Source organism: Tabrizicola sp., from assembly GCF_051645465.1.
Taxonomy (GTDB): domain Bacteria; phylum Pseudomonadota; class Alphaproteobacteria; order Rhodobacterales; family Rhodobacteraceae; genus Tabrizicola.
In genome coordinates this window covers 1-18,250 of record NZ_JBOFBI010000313.1, presented here as the reverse complement: position 1 = coordinate 18,250, position 18,250 = coordinate 1, and the positions used below count along the sequence as shown (strand labels likewise).

At 65.2% G+C, this 18,250-nt stretch carries 15 protein-coding genes and 1 pseudogene; 10 read left to right on the top strand and 6 right to left on the bottom strand.

From position 1 onward, the window contains the following. Nucleotides 1–143 precede the first annotated feature (143 nt). From ACRCSW_RS20150 to ACRCSW_RS20130, 5 genes are all read left to right on the top strand, one after another. Complete coding sequence (locus ACRCSW_RS20150) at nt 144–950, top strand: 3-methyl-2-oxobutanoate hydroxymethyltransferase (RefSeq protein WP_438707439.1); 807 nt, start codon at nt 144–146, stop codon at nt 948–950. Beyond that, nucleotides 947–1,990: a hypothetical protein gene (locus tag ACRCSW_RS20145; RefSeq protein ID WP_438707438.1), complete on the top strand. Its 1,044-nt coding sequence runs from the start codon at nt 947–949 to the stop codon at nt 1,988–1,990. Before ACRCSW_RS20150 ends, ACRCSW_RS20145 begins: the two co-directional genes overlap by 4 nt. Before the next feature lie 12 nt (nt 1,991–2,002). Next, nucleotides 2,003–3,079 (top strand): Gfo/Idh/MocA family protein, encoded by a 1,077-nt coding sequence (locus tag ACRCSW_RS20140; RefSeq protein WP_438707437.1) that lies wholly within the window; start codon nt 2,003–2,005, stop codon nt 3,077–3,079. A 3-nt stretch (nt 3,080–3,082) separates the two neighbouring features. After that, nucleotides 3,083–4,180, top strand: a complete 1,098-nt coding sequence (locus ACRCSW_RS20135) for a Gfo/Idh/MocA family protein (RefSeq protein ID WP_438707436.1) — start codon at nt 3,083–3,085, stop codon at nt 4,178–4,180. A gap of 74 nt (nt 4,181–4,254) precedes the next feature. Continuing rightward, complete coding sequence (locus ACRCSW_RS20130) at nt 4,255–5,022, top strand: SDR family NAD(P)-dependent oxidoreductase (RefSeq protein ID WP_438707435.1); 768 nt, start codon at nt 4,255–4,257, stop codon at nt 5,020–5,022. A 7-nt stretch (nt 5,023–5,029) separates the two neighbouring features. Here ACRCSW_RS20130 and ACRCSW_RS20125 read toward each other — a convergent pair whose 3' ends face one another. Further along, the gene (locus ACRCSW_RS20125; protein ID WP_438707434.1) at nt 5,030–6,052 is read right to left on the bottom strand and encodes a LacI family DNA-binding transcriptional regulator; all 1,023 of its coding nucleotides are present in this window, start codon (nt 6,050–6,052) and stop codon (nt 5,030–5,032) included. A gap of 233 nt (nt 6,053–6,285) precedes the next feature. On the opposite strand from ACRCSW_RS20125, the gene ACRCSW_RS20120 reads away from it, so the two are divergent. From ACRCSW_RS20120 to ACRCSW_RS20100, 5 genes are all read left to right on the top strand, one after another. Further along, nucleotides 6,286–7,266 carry an ABC transporter substrate-binding protein gene (locus ACRCSW_RS20120; protein ID WP_438707433.1) on the top strand — a complete coding sequence of 327 codons (981 nt, stop codon included), beginning with the start codon at nt 6,286–6,288 and terminating at the stop codon, nt 7,264–7,266. Nucleotides 7,267–7,371: 105 nt separating this feature from the next. Further along, complete coding sequence (locus tag ACRCSW_RS20115; RefSeq protein ID WP_438707432.1) at nt 7,372–8,964, top strand: sugar ABC transporter ATP-binding protein; 1,593 nt, start codon at nt 7,372–7,374, stop codon at nt 8,962–8,964. After that, nucleotides 8,957–9,958 (top strand): ABC transporter permease, encoded by a 1,002-nt coding sequence (locus ACRCSW_RS20110; protein WP_438707431.1) that lies wholly within the window; start codon nt 8,957–8,959, stop codon nt 9,956–9,958. Before ACRCSW_RS20115 ends, ACRCSW_RS20110 begins: the two co-directional genes overlap by 8 nt. After that, the gene (locus tag ACRCSW_RS20105) at nt 9,955–10,941 is read left to right on the top strand and encodes an ABC transporter permease (protein WP_438707430.1); all 987 of its coding nucleotides are present in this window, start codon (nt 9,955–9,957) and stop codon (nt 10,939–10,941) included. The genes ACRCSW_RS20110 and ACRCSW_RS20105 overlap by 4 nt, the downstream gene beginning before the upstream one ends. Continuing rightward, entirely contained in the window at nt 10,938–11,963 is a 1,026-nt protein-coding gene (locus ACRCSW_RS20100) for an aldose epimerase family protein (RefSeq protein WP_438707429.1), read from the top strand. Before ACRCSW_RS20105 ends, ACRCSW_RS20100 begins: the two co-directional genes overlap by 4 nt. 171 nt (nt 11,964–12,134) lie before the next feature. On the opposite strand, the gene ACRCSW_RS20095 is transcribed toward ACRCSW_RS20100, so the two are convergent. The 5 genes and pseudogenes from ACRCSW_RS20095 to ACRCSW_RS20075 all read right to left on the bottom strand — a co-directional run. Beyond that, nucleotides 12,135–15,419, bottom strand: coding sequence for an error-prone DNA polymerase (locus ACRCSW_RS20095; protein ID WP_438707428.1), 3,285 nt, complete (start codon nt 15,417–15,419; stop codon nt 12,135–12,137). After that, nucleotides 15,419–16,939 carry a Y-family DNA polymerase gene (locus ACRCSW_RS20090; protein ID WP_438707427.1) on the bottom strand — a complete coding sequence of 507 codons (1,521 nt, stop codon included), beginning with the start codon at nt 16,937–16,939 and terminating at the stop codon, nt 15,419–15,421. The genes ACRCSW_RS20095 and ACRCSW_RS20090 overlap by 1 nt, the downstream gene beginning before the upstream one ends. Next, the gene (locus tag ACRCSW_RS20085) at nt 16,848–17,540 is read right to left on the bottom strand and encodes an ImuA family protein (protein WP_438707426.1); all 693 of its coding nucleotides are present in this window, start codon (nt 17,538–17,540) and stop codon (nt 16,848–16,850) included. The genes ACRCSW_RS20090 and ACRCSW_RS20085 overlap by 92 nt, the downstream gene beginning before the upstream one ends. Nucleotides 17,541–17,629: 89 nt before the next feature. Continuing rightward, nucleotides 17,630–17,920: a hypothetical protein gene (locus ACRCSW_RS20080; RefSeq protein ID WP_438707425.1), complete on the bottom strand. Its 291-nt coding sequence runs from the start codon at nt 17,918–17,920 to the stop codon at nt 17,630–17,632. A gap of 72 nt (nt 17,921–17,992) precedes the next feature. Continuing rightward, nucleotides 17,993–18,250, bottom strand: a pseudogene (locus ACRCSW_RS20075) (altronate dehydratase); the annotation flags it as partial.

The following is an 18,250-nucleotide window of genomic DNA, read 5'->3' as shown; positions in this document are numbered from 1 at the left end:
ACTTGGCGATCAGATCGAATGCCCCAAGCACAACGGCCGCTTCAACATCCGTACCGGAGCCGCCCTCCGCGCACCCGTCTGCGTCGCGCTGAAGACCTGGCCCGCCCGGGTGACCGACGGCCAGATCGAGATCGAGGTCTAGGATGAGCCGCAAACGCCTGACCGTCGCCGACATCGCCGCTCTCAAGGGCAAGCGGCAGCTGACCATGCTGCGGATTTTCACGCTGGATGAGGCCGCCGCAGCCGAGGCCGCCGGCATCGACGTCGTCTCGCTTCCGCCCGAACTGGTCACCCATCCCCGCTACCGCGAGGTGGCGCCTTCGCTCTTCTCGATGACTGGCGCCACGCATCTGGAGGCCGGGACGAAGGAAGACTACCTCCGCCGCGCGGGCGATCTGATCAACCGTGGGGCGGATGCGGTTTACTGCTCGGGGTCGATGGCAACCGTGGAGTATCTCGCCCGCGAATGGATTCCGGTCGTGGGGCATGTCGGGCTGGTCCCTTCCCGTGTCACCTGGACGGGCGGCTATCGGGCGGTGGGCAAGACGGCCGACACTGCGCTTGCGCTTTACGACGAATGCCTGGCCTACGAACGCGCGGGCGCCATCGCGGTCGAGATCGAGGTCGTCCCGCCCGAAGTCGCTGCCGAGATCAGCCACCGGATGAAGCGGTTGTCGCTTTGGTCCATGGGGTCGGGCGGGGGGTGCGATGCGCAGTATCTTTTCGCGATGGATATCCTAGGCGAACACAAGGGCCACATGCCGCGCCATTCCAAGGTCTACCGCAACTTCGCCGCCGAATATGACCGGCTGCAGGCCGAACGCATCAGCGCCTTCCGCGAATTTGTGGCCGACGTGGAAACCGGGGCCTTCCCGACCGAGCCCTATCTGGTGAAGATGGACGCAACCGAGCTGGCCGCCTTCCGCGCCCGGTTGCCGGAGGGGTTATGACCATTAGTCGGACCGCCGATCACCATCGCCTGTCGGCCAGGGGGATCGACCTGGGCTTCGATCCCGATTGCGGATTCATCTGCGACCTGACGGTCCATGATGAAGGCCGCAGCGTTCAGCCGATGCACCGTGTACCCTGGATCGGCGAAACACTGCCGTCCGACACCTCCCCACACCTTCACCGCATGCAGGGCGACTTCTTCTGCGCCCCCTTTGCCGATGGTGGCGGCACTGCGCCGATCCCTCATGGCTGGCCCGCTAACGCCTTCTGGTCGATAACCGCACACGGTCCACAGATGCTGGAAGCGAGGCTGGTGCGTGACGTAGAGGGGGCAACGGTCACCAAGAAGCTGACGCTTCAGGATGGCCATCCTTTCGTCTACCAGTCGCATCGCCTGGACGGCGGGTCAGGCACCCTGTCGGTCGCGAACCACGCGATGGTCACACTGCCGGATGGCGGCCTGATCAGCTTTTCCCCGAAGACAAGCTTCCGCACGCCCAGTCAGCCGCCGGAATCCGACCCGGCTTGCGGCCGCTCGGCTTTGGCCTATCCCGCGATCGCCTCGGACCCGCGCGCGTTTCCGGCCGCGGATGGTGGGACGCTAGATCTGACGCGCTACCCCTTCCGCCCGGGGCACGAGGATTTCGTCGTCGCGACCGAAGCCCCCGGCAGCCCGCTTGGCTGGACTGCGGTAGTCCGACTGGGGCGGGGTGACCTGTACCTCTCGCTCCACAACCCCGCCCAGCTGCCGATGACCATGCTCTGGCACTCGGACGGCGGGCGCGACTATGCCCCGTGGTCGGGCCGTCACCGCGCCTGTCTTGGCGTGGAAGAAGGTTTCGCACCCCATATGCTCGGCGAAGAGGGCGGTCTTGCCCTGGGCGGCAGCCTCGACATCCGCCATGCCATCGGCTGCATCGCCTGGCCGTCCGAGGCCCGTGTGACCCAAGTCGCCGCAGCTGTAGACAGCCTGACCGTCACGGGCGAGACCGGTGAAAGCCGCAGCGTGCCCTTCGACCTCAGCCATCTTTTTCCCTAGGGAGCGACACCCATGCAAGCCAGACACCGCGTTGTCGGCATCAACTTCGACCACATGCATATGGGCGACCTTCTGCGGCAGGTCCATGACCACCCGAACGCCGAGATCATCGGCATCTGCGACAAGGACCCCGCGCGGATGGCGCAGGCTGCCGCGAACTTCGCGATCCCGCCGGACCGGGTGTTCACCGACGTCGCGGCCTGCATGGCAACCGAGCCCGACCTGGTGATCCTCTGCCCCGCAACTGGCGACCACGCGGGCTATGTCGAAATGGTCGCGCCCTTTGGCCGGAACATCATGGTCGAGAAGCCCTTTGCCGCCAGCCTTGCCGATGCGGACCGCATGATCGCGGCCTGCAAGGCCAGCGGCTCGCGCCTTGCGATCAACTGGCCGCTCGCCTGGTATCCCTGCCACGTGACGCTGAAGCGCATGATTGACGAGGGCGTCATCGGCGACGTGCGCGAGGTGCACTTCTACGACGGAAACCGCGGCCCGCTTTATCACCTTGCCGACAAGGTCGAGGTGACGGCGGAGGAGGTCGAGCGGCAGAAGCCCACCTCGTGGTGGTACAAAGCCGCGTCCGGGGGAGGGGCGCTGCTGGACTACCTCGGCTACGGCGCGACGCTTGGGACCTGGTTCCTGAATGGCGAGGCGCCGATTGATGTCACCTCGACCACCTGGGCCGCGCCGGGGCTGGAGGTTGACGAGCATTCGATCACCGTCCTCCGCTATGCCCGCGGCATGGGCAAGATGGAGACCCGCTGGGGAACCTTCACCGACCCCTGGGTGCTGCAGCCGCAGCCGAAATGCGGGTTTGTGGTGGTCGGGTCGAAAGGGACGATATCGTCGTATGACTATGATCCCTTCGTGACCGTTCAGACGCTCGACCGGCCCGAGGCGCATCAGATCGCGGCCGACCCCGTCGCCGCGCCCGACCGGGGGCCGATCGAGCATGTGCTGCACGCCTTCGCCACAGGCGGCGCGTTGCGCGGGCCGCTGGACCCTGCGATTGCGCGGGTGGGCCAGCAGATCGTCGATACCGCCTTCGCCAGCGCCAAGGCGGGGCGAACCTTGCCGCTGATGGGATAGGACATGGCCGACCGCGATGATTACGCCCTGGTCTCGACGGCCGCCACGGAAGTGCCTGCGCCCGACCTGCCCTATCGGCCGCCGCATCCCAAAGGCCGCCACCGGATCGCGCTGGTCGGGGCGGGGGGCATTTCCTTCGCCCATCTCGACGCTTACCGGACGCATGGCTTCGAGGTGGCCGCGATCCTCTCGCGCGACCTCGGCAAGGCGAAGGCAAGGGCGGACGAGTTCTTTCCCGATGCCGACGTGATGACCGACTATGCCGCCCTTCTGCGGCGGGATGACATCACGGTCCTGGACCTCACCCCACACCCCGAAGACCGCGTGCCCCTGATCGAGGTGGCACTTGCGGCAGGTAAGCATGTCCTGTCGCAAAAGCCCTTCGTCACCGATCTGGATGTGGGTGAGCGGCTGGTGGCGCTGGCCCGGGCCAAGGGGGTGAAGCTTGCGGTGAACCAGAACGGCCGCTGGTCGCCGCACATGGCCTGGATGCGCGCCGCCGTCCGCGCCGGGCTGATCGGCGAGGTCACGGGTGTCCACGCAAGCCTTCATTGGAACCACACCTGGGTGAAGGGCACACCCTTCGAAGATGTCCCCGACCTGGTGCTGTTCGATTTCGGCGTCCATTGGTTCGACTTCGTGACCTCGATCACCGGCAGGCTTGCCAATCGCTTGCAGGCCCAGGCTTTGCACGCACCCTCAGCCGGAGTGAAGCCCGCCATGCTCGCCTCGGCGCTGATGGATTTCGGAACTGCGCAGGCGAGCCTGATCTTCGACGCTGCAACCCCCTTCGGCCCTTCGGACACGACCTACATCGCCGGAACCAAGGGCAGCCTTGTCTCGCGGGGGACCGACCTCGGTCAGCAGACGGTGGAGCTTTACACCGAAGCGGGCGTCGCCCGGCCTGCGCTGACCGGCACATGGTTCAATGATGGCTTTGCCGGGGCGATGGGAGAGCTTCTTCTGGCAATCGAAGAGGACCGCGAGCCCGAGAACGGGGCCGCCGGCAATCTTCTGTCCCTCGCCAACTGCTTCGCCGCGCTGATGGCAGCGCAGTCGGGTCAGCCGCAGGTTCCTGGCCAAGTTCGGCGGCGGCCGTAGGCGCGACATCAGCTTGTCTTGCGGCCCGAGGCGGGGTTTGCTGTCACCGGCATCGAACACGCATGGGGACAGGCATGACCGGAAGACTTGCAGGCAAGGTAGCGATCATCTCGGGTGGGGCCACCGGCATGGGGGGTGCCGCCTCATCGCTCTTCGCGGCCGAAGGGGCCAAGGTCGCGATCATCGACCGGAACCTCGCCGCGGCAGAGGATCGGGCGCGCCAGATCACCGCCGCCGGGGGTATCGCGATTGCGATCGAGGCGGATGTCTCGGATGCCGCAGCAGTGGAGGCCGCCGTCAAGGCTGCCACCGCCGCCTTCGGACCCGTGACCGTGCTTTTCAACCACGCGGGCACAATCGTCATCAAACCCTTCCTTGAGACAACCGAGGAGGAATGGGACTGGCTCCACGCCGTCAACGTCAAGTCGATGTTCCTGATGACCAAGGCCGTCCTCCCCGGCATGATCGCGGCGGGCGGCGGTTCCATCGTCTGCACCTCGTCGATCTCTGCCGTGGCCGGAACCCCGATGGAGGTGCTCTACGACACGACCAAAGGCGCGGTCCACATGTTCGCCCGCGCCATCGCCGTCGAGTTCCGCGACCGCAACATCCGCTGCAACGCCGTCTGCCCCGGCTTCATCGAAACGCCCCACGGTTTGCGCGAGGTGAGGGACCTCCAGGCCCTCGGCGTCGATGTCTCCGAGGCCGCGATCAAAGCCGCCCAGGGCCGGATCGGCAAGCCCGAGGAAGTCGCTCAAGCCGCCCTCTTCCTTGCTTCCGACGAGGCGAGCTTTGTCAACGGGACGCATCTCTTCGTCGACAACGCCTTCACCGCGATCTGACGGGCGCCTACCGCGCGGCGGCAACCGAGTCGCGTTCGATCAGGGGACCGCTGACCTTCACGACTCCACCTGCCGACCGCTCGGCACCGCTGCGCAGCTCGGCCAAGGTCTCGACCGCCCAATGCGCCATTGCCCGGTGCGGCAGGACGACCGTCGTCAGCTGCGGATACAAATGCCGGGCGATTTCTTCGTCGTCATACCCGATGACCGAGATGTCGTCCGGAATGCGAAGCCCAGCTTCCTTGAGCGCTTCGTAGCAGCCAATCGCCATCCGGTCGTTCTGGCAGAAAATCGCGGTCGGACGGTTGGGCAATGCCAACAGGCGCCGGGTGCAATCGTAGCCCGCAGAAGGCGACCAGTTGCCCTGGACAACCAGCGTCGGGTCGAACGGGATATCGGCGGCGGCAAGCGAGCGGCGGTAGCCCTTCAGACGGTCGCGGGTCGCCTCCATCCAGGGTTCCCCGGTGATCATGCCGATCCGGCGGTGGCCTTTCAGGATCAGATGCTCGGTCGCCCGCTGGCCACCGTCAAGCTCGGCCGGAACGACGCTTGGGAACCGATCGTCGTCGGAATAGCAGTTCAGCAGCACGACCGGGATCGGCAGTTTCCGGATGCGCGGCGACACCTGCACTTTCCGGGTGAAGATCGTCATGTAGATCAACCCGACCATGCCCTGAGCGGCCAGGGTATCGATGGTGGCATCTTCCAGCTCGGGGTCGTTCATCGTCTGCGTGGCGAAGAGAAGCTCTCCATCCGCCCAAAGCGCCTGGCGCGCGCTTTCGATCGCCACCACCGCCTCGGGGCTGGTCGCAAGCTGATCAACGACAAAGCCAACGACCCCCGCCCGCGCCGACTGGTCTGCAGGCTCGGTCGCATGGTGGGCGAGCTTCGTCTGCGCGTAGTTCAGGCTGAGCGCGGCTTCGATGACGCGGGACCGCATCCGTTCCGAAATCTTGACGCCCGGAGCATTGTTCAGAACGAACGAGACGGTGGCCTGCGAGCATCCGGCCAGACGGGCAACATCAGTCATTGTCACCTTGCGCGGCGAAGGATCGCTCTTCCCGCGCCCTTCGGGCTGTTGCTCGTGCTCCGGTCGAAGATCATCCATGCCCGTACCCTCTCTGCAACCAGTGACTAGCCTAAGCACCCGCTGGATGGAACGGCTTCCATCATAGCAAACTAATAAAAATTAGTTGACTCATAAATATCAGTGCAGCACGCTGCGCCAAGAGGCAATGCCCTCTTCATTGGGAGGATGAAGGAATGACAATTTCACGCAGAGACGTTCTGATCGCGTCTGCCGCAGCTGCTGCCGCGTCCTTGGCCGCGCGGATGGCCTTGGCCGAGCTGCCAAAGCTTGCCAAGAAGGACACCTACAAGGTCGGCTTCGCCCAGACCGAATCCAACAACCCCTGGCGCATCGCGCAGACCAACTCGATGCAGGGCGAGGCCGAAAAGCGCGGCTGGCAGCTGGTCTACACCGATGCTGCGGGATCGGCAGCCAAGCAGGTGGCCGACGTCAACTCGATGATCGCCCAGGGGGTCGAGCTGATCTTCCTCGCGCCCCGTGAAGAAAAGCCGCTGATCCCGGCGATCATGGCCGCCAAAGCCGCGGGCATCCCGGTCATCCTTCTCGACCGCAACGTCGACCAGACGCTGGCCACGGCGGGCGAAGACTATGTCTGCTTCATCGGGTCGGACTTCGTCGAAGAGGGCCGCCGCATCGCCGAGTGGATGGTGGCGAACGCGAACGGAAAGTCGAAGATCATCCAGCTGGAAGGCACCACGGGCTCTTCCCCGGCCAACGACCGCAAGAAGGGCTTCGACGACTTCATCGCAGGTAACGGCGCCTTCACGCTGCTGGCCAGCCAGACCGGCGATTTCAACCGCGACAAGGGCCGCCAGGTGGCCGAGACTCTGCTTCAGGCCCATCCGGACGCCGACATCATCTATGCCCACAACGACGAGATGGCCATCGGCGCGATCTCGGCGCTGGAAGCGGCGGGCAAGAAGCCCGGGACCGACGTGATGGTCCTGTCGATCGACGGCGGACGCGAGATCGTGCAGCTGATCATCGATGGCAAGGTCAACGCAGTCTGCGAATGCAACCCGCGCTTCGGGCCGAAGGCTTTCGACACGGCGGTGGCCTATGCGAACGGCGAGGCGATCCCTGCCAAGATCATCAACCCCGACAACTTCTACACCATCGAGAACGCGGCGGCGGAACTGCCGAACGCCTACTGACCGGTTCCTCCCGTCAGGGCCAGTCTGGAGGGCCTGACACTCGGCCGCCCCGGTTTCGCGGATTGGGGCGGCCGATCTTGCTAGCACATGTTCACAATCGCGAAGATGTTCCATCATGATGGGCGAACCCTTGTCGGCGAGGCCGCAATGAACCAGTCCGGAACAGCACCGCTGTTGACGATGCAGCGGATTTCGAAGCAGTTCGGCGGCACCGCTGCCTTGACCGATGCGTCCCTGGAAATCGCGCCGGGCGAAGTGCACGCGCTCATCGGGCAGAACGGCGCCGGCAAGTCCACGATGATCAAGATCCTGACCGGCTACCACCGCAAGGACGCGGGCGAGATCAATTTTGCCGGACGGCCGTTCGAGGCGACCTCGCCCAAGGCGGCGCAGGCGGCGGGCATCAGCACGATCTATCAGGAGATCAACCTTGTCCCGATGCGGTCGGTCACCGAGAACATCTGTCTTGGTCGCGAAAAGCGTCGCTTCGGCTTTCTGGACTGGCCCGCGATGCGGCGCGAGGCGCAGGGCCTCCTGCAGCGCTTCGGCATCGACCTCGACCCCGACCGCCCGCTCGCAGACTACGCCACCGCCACGCAGCAGATGGTCGCCATAGCGCGCGCCATCGGGTTCGATGTGCGGCTGGTCATCATGGACGAGCCGACCTCGTCTTTGGACAGCCGCGAGGTCGAGCTTCTCTTCGGCGTGATCCGGCAGCTGAAGGCCGAAGGCATTTCGGTGGTCTTCGTCAGCCACAAGCTGGACGAACTTTACGAAGTCTGTGACCGCGTGACGATCATGCGTGACGGGCGAACGGTGCAGACCGGCGCGCTGTCGGGCCTGACCAAGCTGGGGCTGGTATCCACGATGCTTGGCCGTGACGTGGCCCGGCGCGATGGCCACGCGACCGGCTTCGGCCTTCCCGCGAACCCCGCCCCCGGCGAGACGCTGTTCGACGCCCAGGGCCTTTCTGACGGGGCTGCCGTCCGCGATGTCAGTCTGTCTGTCCGCAAGGGTGAGATCGCCGCACTGGCGGGCCTCCTGGGCGCCGGACGGACCGAGACCGCGCGCATGGTCTTCGGTGCACGCCGCGCGGCGTCGGGCAACATGACCCTTGAGGGACGCAGCTTTTCCCCTGCAAAGCCGGTGGACGCCATCGCCGAGGGTATCGGGTTCTGCACCGAGGACCGGAAGACCGAAGGCATCGTCCCGGACATGAGCATTGCTGAAAACATGATGCTGGCCCTGATGCCGCGCTTGTCGCGGATGGGTGTCGTCGACCGGGCCGCGCAGGAAGCGCTCGTCGCCCGCTTCATCTCACAGCTTGGGATCAAATGCACAGGCCCCGACCAGAGGATCCGCGAGCTCTCGGGCGGCAACCAGCAGAAGGTGCTTCTGGGCCGCTGGCTTGCCATGGACCCGCGGCTGCTAATCCTTGACGAACCCACGCGCGGCATCGACGTTGGCGCCAAGGACGAAATCCAGAGGATGATCCGTGAGCTTGCGGACAAGGGCCTGGCGGTCTTGATGATCTCGTCCGAGCTTGAGGAGGTCGTCGAAGGCGCCGACCGGGTCTTCGTGCTGCGGGACGGCATCAGCGTCGCCGATCTGACGCGGGGCGAGGCCAGCGAGAACGCCGTCATGGCAGCGATGGCCGAGGGCAAGGCGCCTATGGCTGAAGGGGCCGCCCATGTCTGAGGCAAGCGTTTCCACCCCCGCACCCGCCCGCCCGGCACATGGACTGTCCAGCTTTGCCAGCCGCTACGGCGCGCTGATAGCACTTGCCGTGCTGATTTTCTTCAACCTGATCTTCACGCCGAACTTCGCGACCCTTCAGACGCTGAACGTCAACCTGACCCAGGTCGCTGCAATCGTGATTGTCGCGGTCGGCATGACCTTGGTCATCGCGACCGGCGGCATCGACCTGTCGGTCGGCTCACTGATGGCCATCGCCGGGGCCTTGGCGCCAATGATCTTCATGGGCACGCTCTTTCCGGTCGGAACCATTTGGCTCGCGGTCACACTGGCCATCGCGCTGGCCCTGATCGCGGCCACGCTCTTCGGCGCCTTCAACGGCTGGCTGATCGCCCGCTTCGGCATCCAGCCCATCGTCGCAACGCTGGTCCTGTTCATCGCCGGACGCGGCATCGCGCAGGTGATGACCAACGGGAACCTGCAGTCCTTCAAGGTGCCCGAGTTCCAGTGGATCGGCCTTGGCCGCGTCTTCGGCCTTCCTGTGCAGGTCGTGCTGATGGTGATCCTGGTCGCCCTTGCCGCCTGGATATTGCAGCGCACGGTCTTTGGCCGCCAGCTGCTGGCCATCGGCGGCAACGAAAAGGCCGCCGTGCTGTCCGGCGTGCCGGTCAACCGCGTGAAGATCGCCGTCTACGCGATTTCGGGCTTCCTCTCCGGGATCGCCGGGCTCGTCGTCATCGCGATCAATTCCTCCAGCGACGCGAACGTCGTCGGCCTGGGGATGGAGCTTGACGCCATCGCCGCCGTGGCTGTGGGCGGCACGCTTCTGACCGGGGGGCGTGCTTCCGTCTTAGGCACGCTCCTGGGGGCGCTGACCATCCAGCTTGTGACCTACACGCTTCTGGCCAACGGCGTGCCCGACGCGGCTGCCCTCGTCGTACAAGCGGCGATCATCCTTGTCGCAGTCTGGCTGCAGCAGGCGGGGAGGCAGGCATGACCGGCAAACCAAACATCGCCGCTTTCGTGGCGGGCTACGGCGTCTTCGTTGCACTCGCAGCGCTCATCCTCTTCGGCTGGCTGCGCTACGATAACTTCCTTGGCAGCTTCAACATCCTGTCGGTCCTGCGCTACAATTCGATGTTCGCGCTGGTGGCCTTGGGCATGTGCTTCGTCATCATGACCGGGGGCATCGACCTTTCCGTCGGCTCGACCGCGGCGCTTGGCAGCGTCGTCGCGGCCTATGCCAGCCCCTACGGTGCCGTGCCGGGACTGCTGGCCGGGGTGGGCGCAGGGCTGGCGGTCGGCCTGGTGAACGCGCTGACGATCACGCGGATGAACATCATGCCCTTCATCGCCACGCTGGCAACCATGCTTGCCGCAAGCGGCTCGGCGCTTCTACTGGCCAACAATCAGTCGGTCTCGGTGTCCTACGAAAGCGGCTTTACCAACCTTGGCCAGGGCAACTTCCTTGGCCTGCCCATCCCCGCGCTGATCGCTCTTGCAGCCTATATCATCGGCGCGGTTATCCTGAACCACACTGCCGGCGGACGCACTGTCCTGGCCATCGGCGGGAACGAGGACGCAACGCGGCTGATGGGTCTGCCGACTGACCGGATCAAGGTGCTGGTCTACATCGCTTCGGGCGGGCTTGCGGGACTTGCCGGTGTCATCCTCGCCGCCCAGTTCGGCGCGGGCCAACCCATTGAAGGCGTGGGGTGGGAGCTTTTCGCCATCGCCTCGGTCGTCGTCGGTGGCACGCTTTTGACTGGCGGGGCCGGGTCGGTCGTGAACACGCTCGCTGGGGTCCTGCTTCTGGGGCTGATCTTCACCATCCTGAACTTCGAGAACGGGCTGGGATGGATCTCGCTTTCGGCCTACTGGCAGTCGGTGATCCGGGGGCTGTTCCTCCTGGCCGTCGTGCTGGTCCAGGCGCGGCTGACCCGGCATGTCGCGACGAACGACAAGGCGACAGCGGCGTGACGCGGTTGGATGATCTCGCGGGGGCCAAGCCTGAGGTCGTTGGACAGGTCGCAGGAACGCCCGTGCATCAGGTTCGGCTGACCTCTCCGGACGGCGCTGTGGCCGACGTCCTGACCTGGGGCGCAGTCATCCGCGACCTGCGGATCCCCCGGCCAGAAGGCCTTCAGGGCGTCGTCCTCGGCTTTCGGGACTTCGCCGATTATCCCGCGAACTCGCCCTACTTCGGGGCGGTTGTCGGCCGGTATGCCAACCGGATCGCGAATGGGCGCTATGTCTACAACGGCCAGACGCATCAGCTTGACCGCAATGAAGGCACCGCGACACTGCACGGAGGTCGCCTTGGCCTTTCGCAGCGGGTCTGGTCGATTGCCGAGCAGACGGCAGAGTCGGTCCTCCTCCACATCGTCTCGCCTGACGGCGACCAGGGCTTTCCCGGCACCCTTCAGGTCTGGTGCCGCTACACGCTGCAGCCGGGGCCGGTGCTGACCGTCGATTTCAGCGCAACCACCGATCAGCCGGCACCCGTCAACCTCAGCCAGCACAGCTATTTCGCGCTGGACGATCTGGTGGACCTTTCGGCGCATGATCTGCAGGTCTTTGCAGAGAGCTACACCCCGGTCGACGACAGGCTGATCCCCACGGGTGAGGTCAGGCCCGTGCGTGGAACGCCCTACGACTTCCGCACCGCCCGGCCCCTCGACCCCGCGGCTGCGCTCGACATCAACTATGTGCTCTCGGCCAAGGCCGATGCGGGCGGCCTGCGCCCCGCCGCAAGGCTGCAAAGCCGCCAGTCCGGTCTGACCTTGGATGTCGCAACGACCAAGCCGGGGCTGCAGGTCTACAACGGCCATCTCTTGAACGATCCCGGCCCCGGCCTTCATGGCAAGCGTTACGGCCCGGTATCCGGCCTCTGCCTTGAGACCCAGCACTTCCCCGACAGCCCCAACCAGCCAGGCTTCCCCGATACCATCCTGCTACCTGACCAGACCTACCAGCACAGGACCGTCTTTGCGTTCTCATAGACGTAGAGCAAGATCGGATCGGGCGGTGTCTCTATCGTCATGACATCCCACGCATTCTTCGGCGTCACCTCCTCGAGCACTTCGTGCACTCGTCGGAGGGTGCAGAGCGAGGAGTGCACGAAGTGCTCGAGGAGCGGTTCCGCAAGATACGGTCGTGCGCTGGCGCCCGTTTCAGTGAAAATCCCGCGACCCCGGAATGATGCGGGCATTCCTCGGATGGCCGGGTGTAGGCGCTGGGATCGGCTGCTTCACCTCGTCCGCGCGGGAAAGCGGCGGCACCAGGGTTCTGTCCGACAGCCGCAAGAGAATATCGCTCCGGTCCTGCAGCGCCTCGACGACGATATGGGTCACGCCCGAGGCCGGGTCACGCTGCAGGCGGCCTGTCACATGCATCAGCCGGGCGGTCATGATCACCTTGCGGAAAGCGGTCATCACCTTCGGCCAGACAACCAGATTGGCGACGCCGCTTTCATCCTCAAGCGTGATGAAGCAGACACCCTTGGCACTGCCGGGGCGCTGGCGCACCAGCACAAGGCCCGCCAGTTGCAGCCGCTGGCCGTTGCGCTTTTCCGGCAGATCGGCGGCACGCGCAAAGCCCTGACGGGTCATGCTGGCGCGGAGGAAGGACATGGGATGTGCCTTCAAGGACAGGCGCAGCGTCTGATAATCGGCCACCACCTGCTCGCACAAAGGCATCTGCGGCAGTCGCGTCAGCGGCTCGGCCCCCTCATCCTGACCGGGCTGGAAGAGCGGCAGGTCGGGCGCATTGCGCAAGGCCTTCGCTTCCCACAGCGCACCCCGGCGGTCGAGGTCGGTTGACCGGAACGCATCCGCCGCCGCCAGAAGCCGGATCGACCGGCCATCAAGCCCGGTGCGGGTGGCAAGATCGGGCAGGCTGGCGAAGGGCGTATCCCGCGCCGCAAGCAGGCGTTCGGCGGCCTGCTGCCCCAGACCTTCGATCTGCCTTAAGCCAAGGCGCAAGGCAAAGCCCGTGCCCGAGGGTTCCAGAAGATTGTCCCACTCGCTGAAATTCACATCCGCCTCGCGCACCTCGACCCCATGTTCGCGCGCGTCGCGCACGATCTGGGCCGGGGCGTAGAACCCCATGGGCTGCGAATTCAGGAGTGCTGCGGCAAAGGCCGCCGGGTAATGGCACTTCATCCAGGACGAGACGTAGACCAGAAGCGCAAAGCTGACAGCATGGCTTTCGGGGAAGCCGTAGTCGCCGAAGCCCTTGATCTGGTTGAAGCACCGGTGCGCGAACTCAGGATCGTAGCCGCGGTTGATCATGCGGCCGACCATCAGTTCCTCCAGCTCGCCAATCGTCCCGCGTGACCGGAAGGTGGCCATCGCCTTCCGGAGCGCATTCGCCTCCTTGGGTGAGAATTCTGCGGCCACCATGGCGATTTTCATCGCCTGTTCCTGAAAAATCGGCACCCCGCAGGTGCGGCTCAGGATACTGCGCAGCTCATCCGGGTCATGCGGCGGGGCGGGGGACGGGTAGTCCTCCGCCTCTTTCCCATCGCGCCGTCGCAGATAGGGATGCACCATGTCGCCCTGAATGGGGCCAGGACGGACAATAGCGACCTCGATCACCAGGTCGTAGAACTTGCGCGGCTTCAGGCGCGGCAGCATGTTCATCTGCGCCCGGCTTTCCACCTGGAACACCCCGACGCTGTCGCCCTTGCACAGCATGTCATAGGTGGCCTCGTCGTTCGGCGGAAGCGAGGCGAGGTCATGCTCCACCCCGTAGTGGTTCTTCAGAAGATCAAAGCACTTGCGAATGCAGGTCAGCATCCCCAGGGCCAGCACATCGACCTTCAGGATGCCAAGCTCATCGATGTCGTCCTTGTCCCATTCGATGAAACTGCGGTCAGGCATGGCAGCATTGCCGATCGGCACGGTTTCATGCAGCGCGCCTTCGGTCAGGATGAAACCGCCCACATGCTGCGACAGATGCCGGGGCATGCCGATCATCTGTTCCGCCAGCCGCAGCGTCCGCAGCATCAGCGGGTCCGCAAGGTCCACCCCCGCTTCGCGCGAGTTCGCATCCCCCATGCTGGTGCCCCAGCTGCCCCAGACGGTTTTCGCAAGCGCCGCCGTGACATCCTCGGACAAGCCCATCGCCTTACCCACCTCGCGGATGGCGCTGCGGGGGCGATAGTGGATCACCGTCGCGCAAAGGCCTGCACGGTGGCGACCGTATTTCTCATAGATATGCTGGATCACCTCCTCCCGCCGTTCGTGTTCGAAATCCACATCAATGTCCGGGGGTTCGTCCCGGTCCATGCTGATAAAGCGCTCGAACAGAAGCTCCTGCTCGGCAGGGTCGACCGAGGTGATGCCCAGCACATAGCAGACCGCCGAATTGGCAGCCGACCCGCGGCCCTGGCACAGAATGCCCTGCGCCCGCGCCCAGAGGACGATTTCGTGGATGGTCAGGAAATACTGCGGGATTTTCTTCAGCCCGATGATCTCCAGCTCTTTCGTCAGAAGGCCCCGCACCTTCCCCGACACCCCACTGGGATACCGCCGTGCAGCACCCTCCCAGGTCAGCTTTTCCAGCCGCTCTTGCGGAGTTTCGCCGGGCGCGAGGTCCATCTGTGGATATTCGTAGGCCAGTTCGGTCAGGCTGAACGGACAGGCATCGGCCACCGCCCGCGTCGCCCGGATCGCATGAGGCCATTCGGCAAAGAGCCGAGCCATGTCGGCAGGCGATTTCAGATGCCGCTCGGCATTGGCGGCCAGAAGGAACCCCGCCTTGTGGATCGTCGTCTTCTCGCGGATGCAGGTCATCACATCCTGCAAGGGGCGGCGATCGGGGGCGTGGTAATGCACGTCGTTCGTGGCGAGGATCGACAGGCCATGCGCCTTTGCCAGCCGGTCCAGCCGGTTGATCCGGGCCCGGTCGTCCCCCCGGTAAAGGTAGCTTACGGCGATATGGGATAGGCCGGGCAGGCGGCGGCAAAGCTCGGGCAGACGGGCGGGCAAGGTCTTGTCGGGGATTGCGATCAGCTGCACCCCCTCGGAATGCTGTACAAGATCAGCAAGCGTGATGTCGCACAGACCCTTCACCTGCCACTTCCCCTCGCCGTCATGGCGCTTGCCCTTGGTCAGCAGCGTGGAAAGACGGCCATAGGCGGCCCGGTCGCGCGGATAGGCCAGGAACTCCTCTCCCGTGACCAGCCGCAAACGGCAACCGATGACGGGGCGGAGGCTCGCTTTCCTCGCCTCGGCATGGATGCGCACCACCCCGGCCATCGTGTTGAGGTCAGCCACGCCAATCGCGTCATAGCCCAGCGCATGGGCCGCTTCTGCCAACTCGCTGGCATCCGAGGCGCCGTGCAGAAAGGAATAGGGCGTGGTCACCCCCAGCTCGACATACTCCGCACGCGGATTGGGCAGGAAATCCCCGGTCACGGTCTTGCGGATGCGGCGGTTGTCGCTGTCAGGCATCAGGCAAAGACCCCATGCAGGAACCACCGAGGGGCGCCGCCGCGGCCATCATCCTGCAGCCCCTCGCGATACAGCCAGAAGCGGTGGCCCGCCTCATCCTCGACCTTGAAGTAATCCCGAAGCCGCGTGCCGGGGCGGTCCTGCCACCATTCCGGCGCGATCCTTTCGGGCCCCTGATAGCGGGTGACGCGGTAGCTCCGCCGCCGCCACTGGAACTGCGCAGGCGGGCCTTCGGGAACGGCATAAAGCACGTTCACCTCTTCGGCCGGGGTCAGCAGGCGCTGCGGGCGTTCAGCGACAGTCACCTGACCAGCCGGGACGGCCTGCATCGGCGCACCACGAGCTTCGGCACGTTCGGGAATATGGCTCGCCACCGGCTGAAGCCGGGACAGCGCATTCCGCCCGAAGCGGGCGGTCAGCCGGTCGGTCAGCTGCGCAAGCTCCAGCGAGGCATCAGTATCCCCCGCCAGATCCGCCTGCCGCGTGCCAAGCGCCTCGGTCACCGGCGCCTCAAGCGAGATCAGGTCAAAGCCGAACCCGGGGTCGATCTTTTCCAGCCTGTCCCGGAAGAGAAACGCCAGATGGCGCGCATCCCGGCTGGGCAGGGCACAGGCCACCTCGATCCGGCTGACTTCGCCATCGGTGCGATAGACGGTCAGGCGCAGCCGCCGCGCGCCCGCCTGAGCCTTGGCCAGCTCGTCACACAGCGCTTGGCAGAGGCCGGGCAGATGGTTGGTAGGGTCGAAGATCGGCTCGGCCAGCCTTGCATCGGCGCGAAAGATGGGCGGCGTTCCGGGCGGCGAAACCGGCTCGACCAGATGCCCGGTCAGCTGGTCCAGCCGGATCAGCGGGTTCTGTGCCTGGGCCGCCCGCGAAAACCGGCGGGCAAGGGCAAGCCTTGGCAGCTCGGCCAAAGCGCCGATGGTGCGCAGGCCCAGCCGGTTGAGAAGCAGCACCGTTTCGCCGTCCAGCCGCAAGCCCGCTGCAGGTAGCGGCGCAGTGTCGGCACAGATCCCCCGGACCGGCCCGAACCGCGCCAGCGCCCAGGCGGCCCCCCAGGTCGGCGCCAGCGCCAGCCGGGCGGAAAAGCCCAAGGCCGAAAGATCGGCCTCGATCCTCTCCAGCATCGCCGCCTCACCGCCCCAAAGATGGTCAGACCCGGTGGTGTCCAGGATCAGCCCGTGCCCCCCTTCTCCCCAAACATCAGTCACCGTCCAGGGACACCAGCGCCGCGCCCAAAGCGCCAGACGGTCAAGCGCCACCCGGTCGCCCTGGGTATCGGCAAAATCCACCTTCAGCGCCGGACAAAGCGCGCGCATGTCGACCACCCGCGCACCCACCGTCACCCCGGCCAGTTGTGCTGCACGGTTCACCGCATGGACCACCGGCCCATGTGTCCCTTCGACCGACAGCACCTGCAGAAGATCGTCAGCCGGCGCGTTGCCCAGCCGTATTTGCGCCTTCTGCCACCGCTCCATCGGAAACTGCGGCAACCAGATCGAGACGATCCTGCGCCTCATCTGCCCCGCGTTCATGATGGGCCACCCAGGCACCGGGCCGCCTGTCGCGTGACCGGAAAAGCTCCACCTGCCAGCGCGGGTGCCCCGGCGCACGCGTGTCGTCGGGATTGGTTGCCGAAGGCAGGGTTGTGATCCGCCAGCGGTCGCGCGCGGCGCTCAGATCGGCAGTCGCGCCCTGCCGGATCAGCCAGCAGGGCACCCCTGCGGCCTCCGACCGCAAGGCCAGACGCTTCATCGTGGTGAAGTTCACCGCCCCATGATCGCCCCGGATTTCGGCCACCACAGCCGCCAGTGCGGCACAGCGCAGGCCTTCCTCGGCCGCGATCATCACATCGACCGGGCGCGAAAGCTGCATCAGCATCAGGGACGCGCAGGTGCCAAGACCCGCGAGATAAGGCCGCCCGGTTTCGCGCGCGGCCAGCCGGTCCTGGATCCAGAGAACCGGCCCGGTCCTTTGCGCAATCTGTGCCAGCACAAACCCAGCCGCCGCCGCCTCGGCGCCGTTTTCCGGAAAAACCTCGGCCAGACTTACCCGGACCCGGCTTGTCTGGGGTCGGGCAAGTACGGACCGTATCGTCGAAGCTGGATATACCCTGGACATCACACACGGAATCAGAACCCAAATGTTCTACATTTGTTCTAATATCCTTATGCGCTGGGTCAAGCAATAAGGCCGTGTAGCAACAATCCTCAGCTACACCCTTTGACGTATCTCACCCCGCCAAAGATCAGATCATCGTCATCGAACTCGTAGCGAAATCCCTTGCCTTGGGGATCGAACGCAATGCGATATTCAACGCCTGTGCCGCCGCTGCCCGTTTCGAATTCGACACGCTGGCCCTTGTGCTCCCAAACCAGACCACCGGTCTCCTCTACATCGCGGATCGTCTCCGTCGCATCATCGTGCTTGTGATAGCATGCAGCAGACGCTGGTGTGATCAGAACCACACAAAACAAGGCGCAGCAAAACGCAGCTCTCATCCTCTACCTCCGACCGCATATCTCGCTTCTTGAGCTTCAGCTCGAAGTCCGCCACAGCAACTCTTGGTAAAGTCACATCACCGCGCCGATCTGCCAAGGTACGAATTCCGCCCCGCCAAAGCCCAGCTCCTCGGAGAACGTCTTCTGCCCGCTCGCGACGGCGATGATCTTCTCCAGAATCTCCTCACCCTTCGCCGCGATGCTGACCCCGTCGAGGATGTCGCCGCAGTTGATGTCCATATCCTCAGCCATCCGGGCATACATCTCGGAATTCGTCGCCAGCTTGATGCAGGGCGAGGGCTTGTAGCCCGAGACCGACCCCCGCCCCGT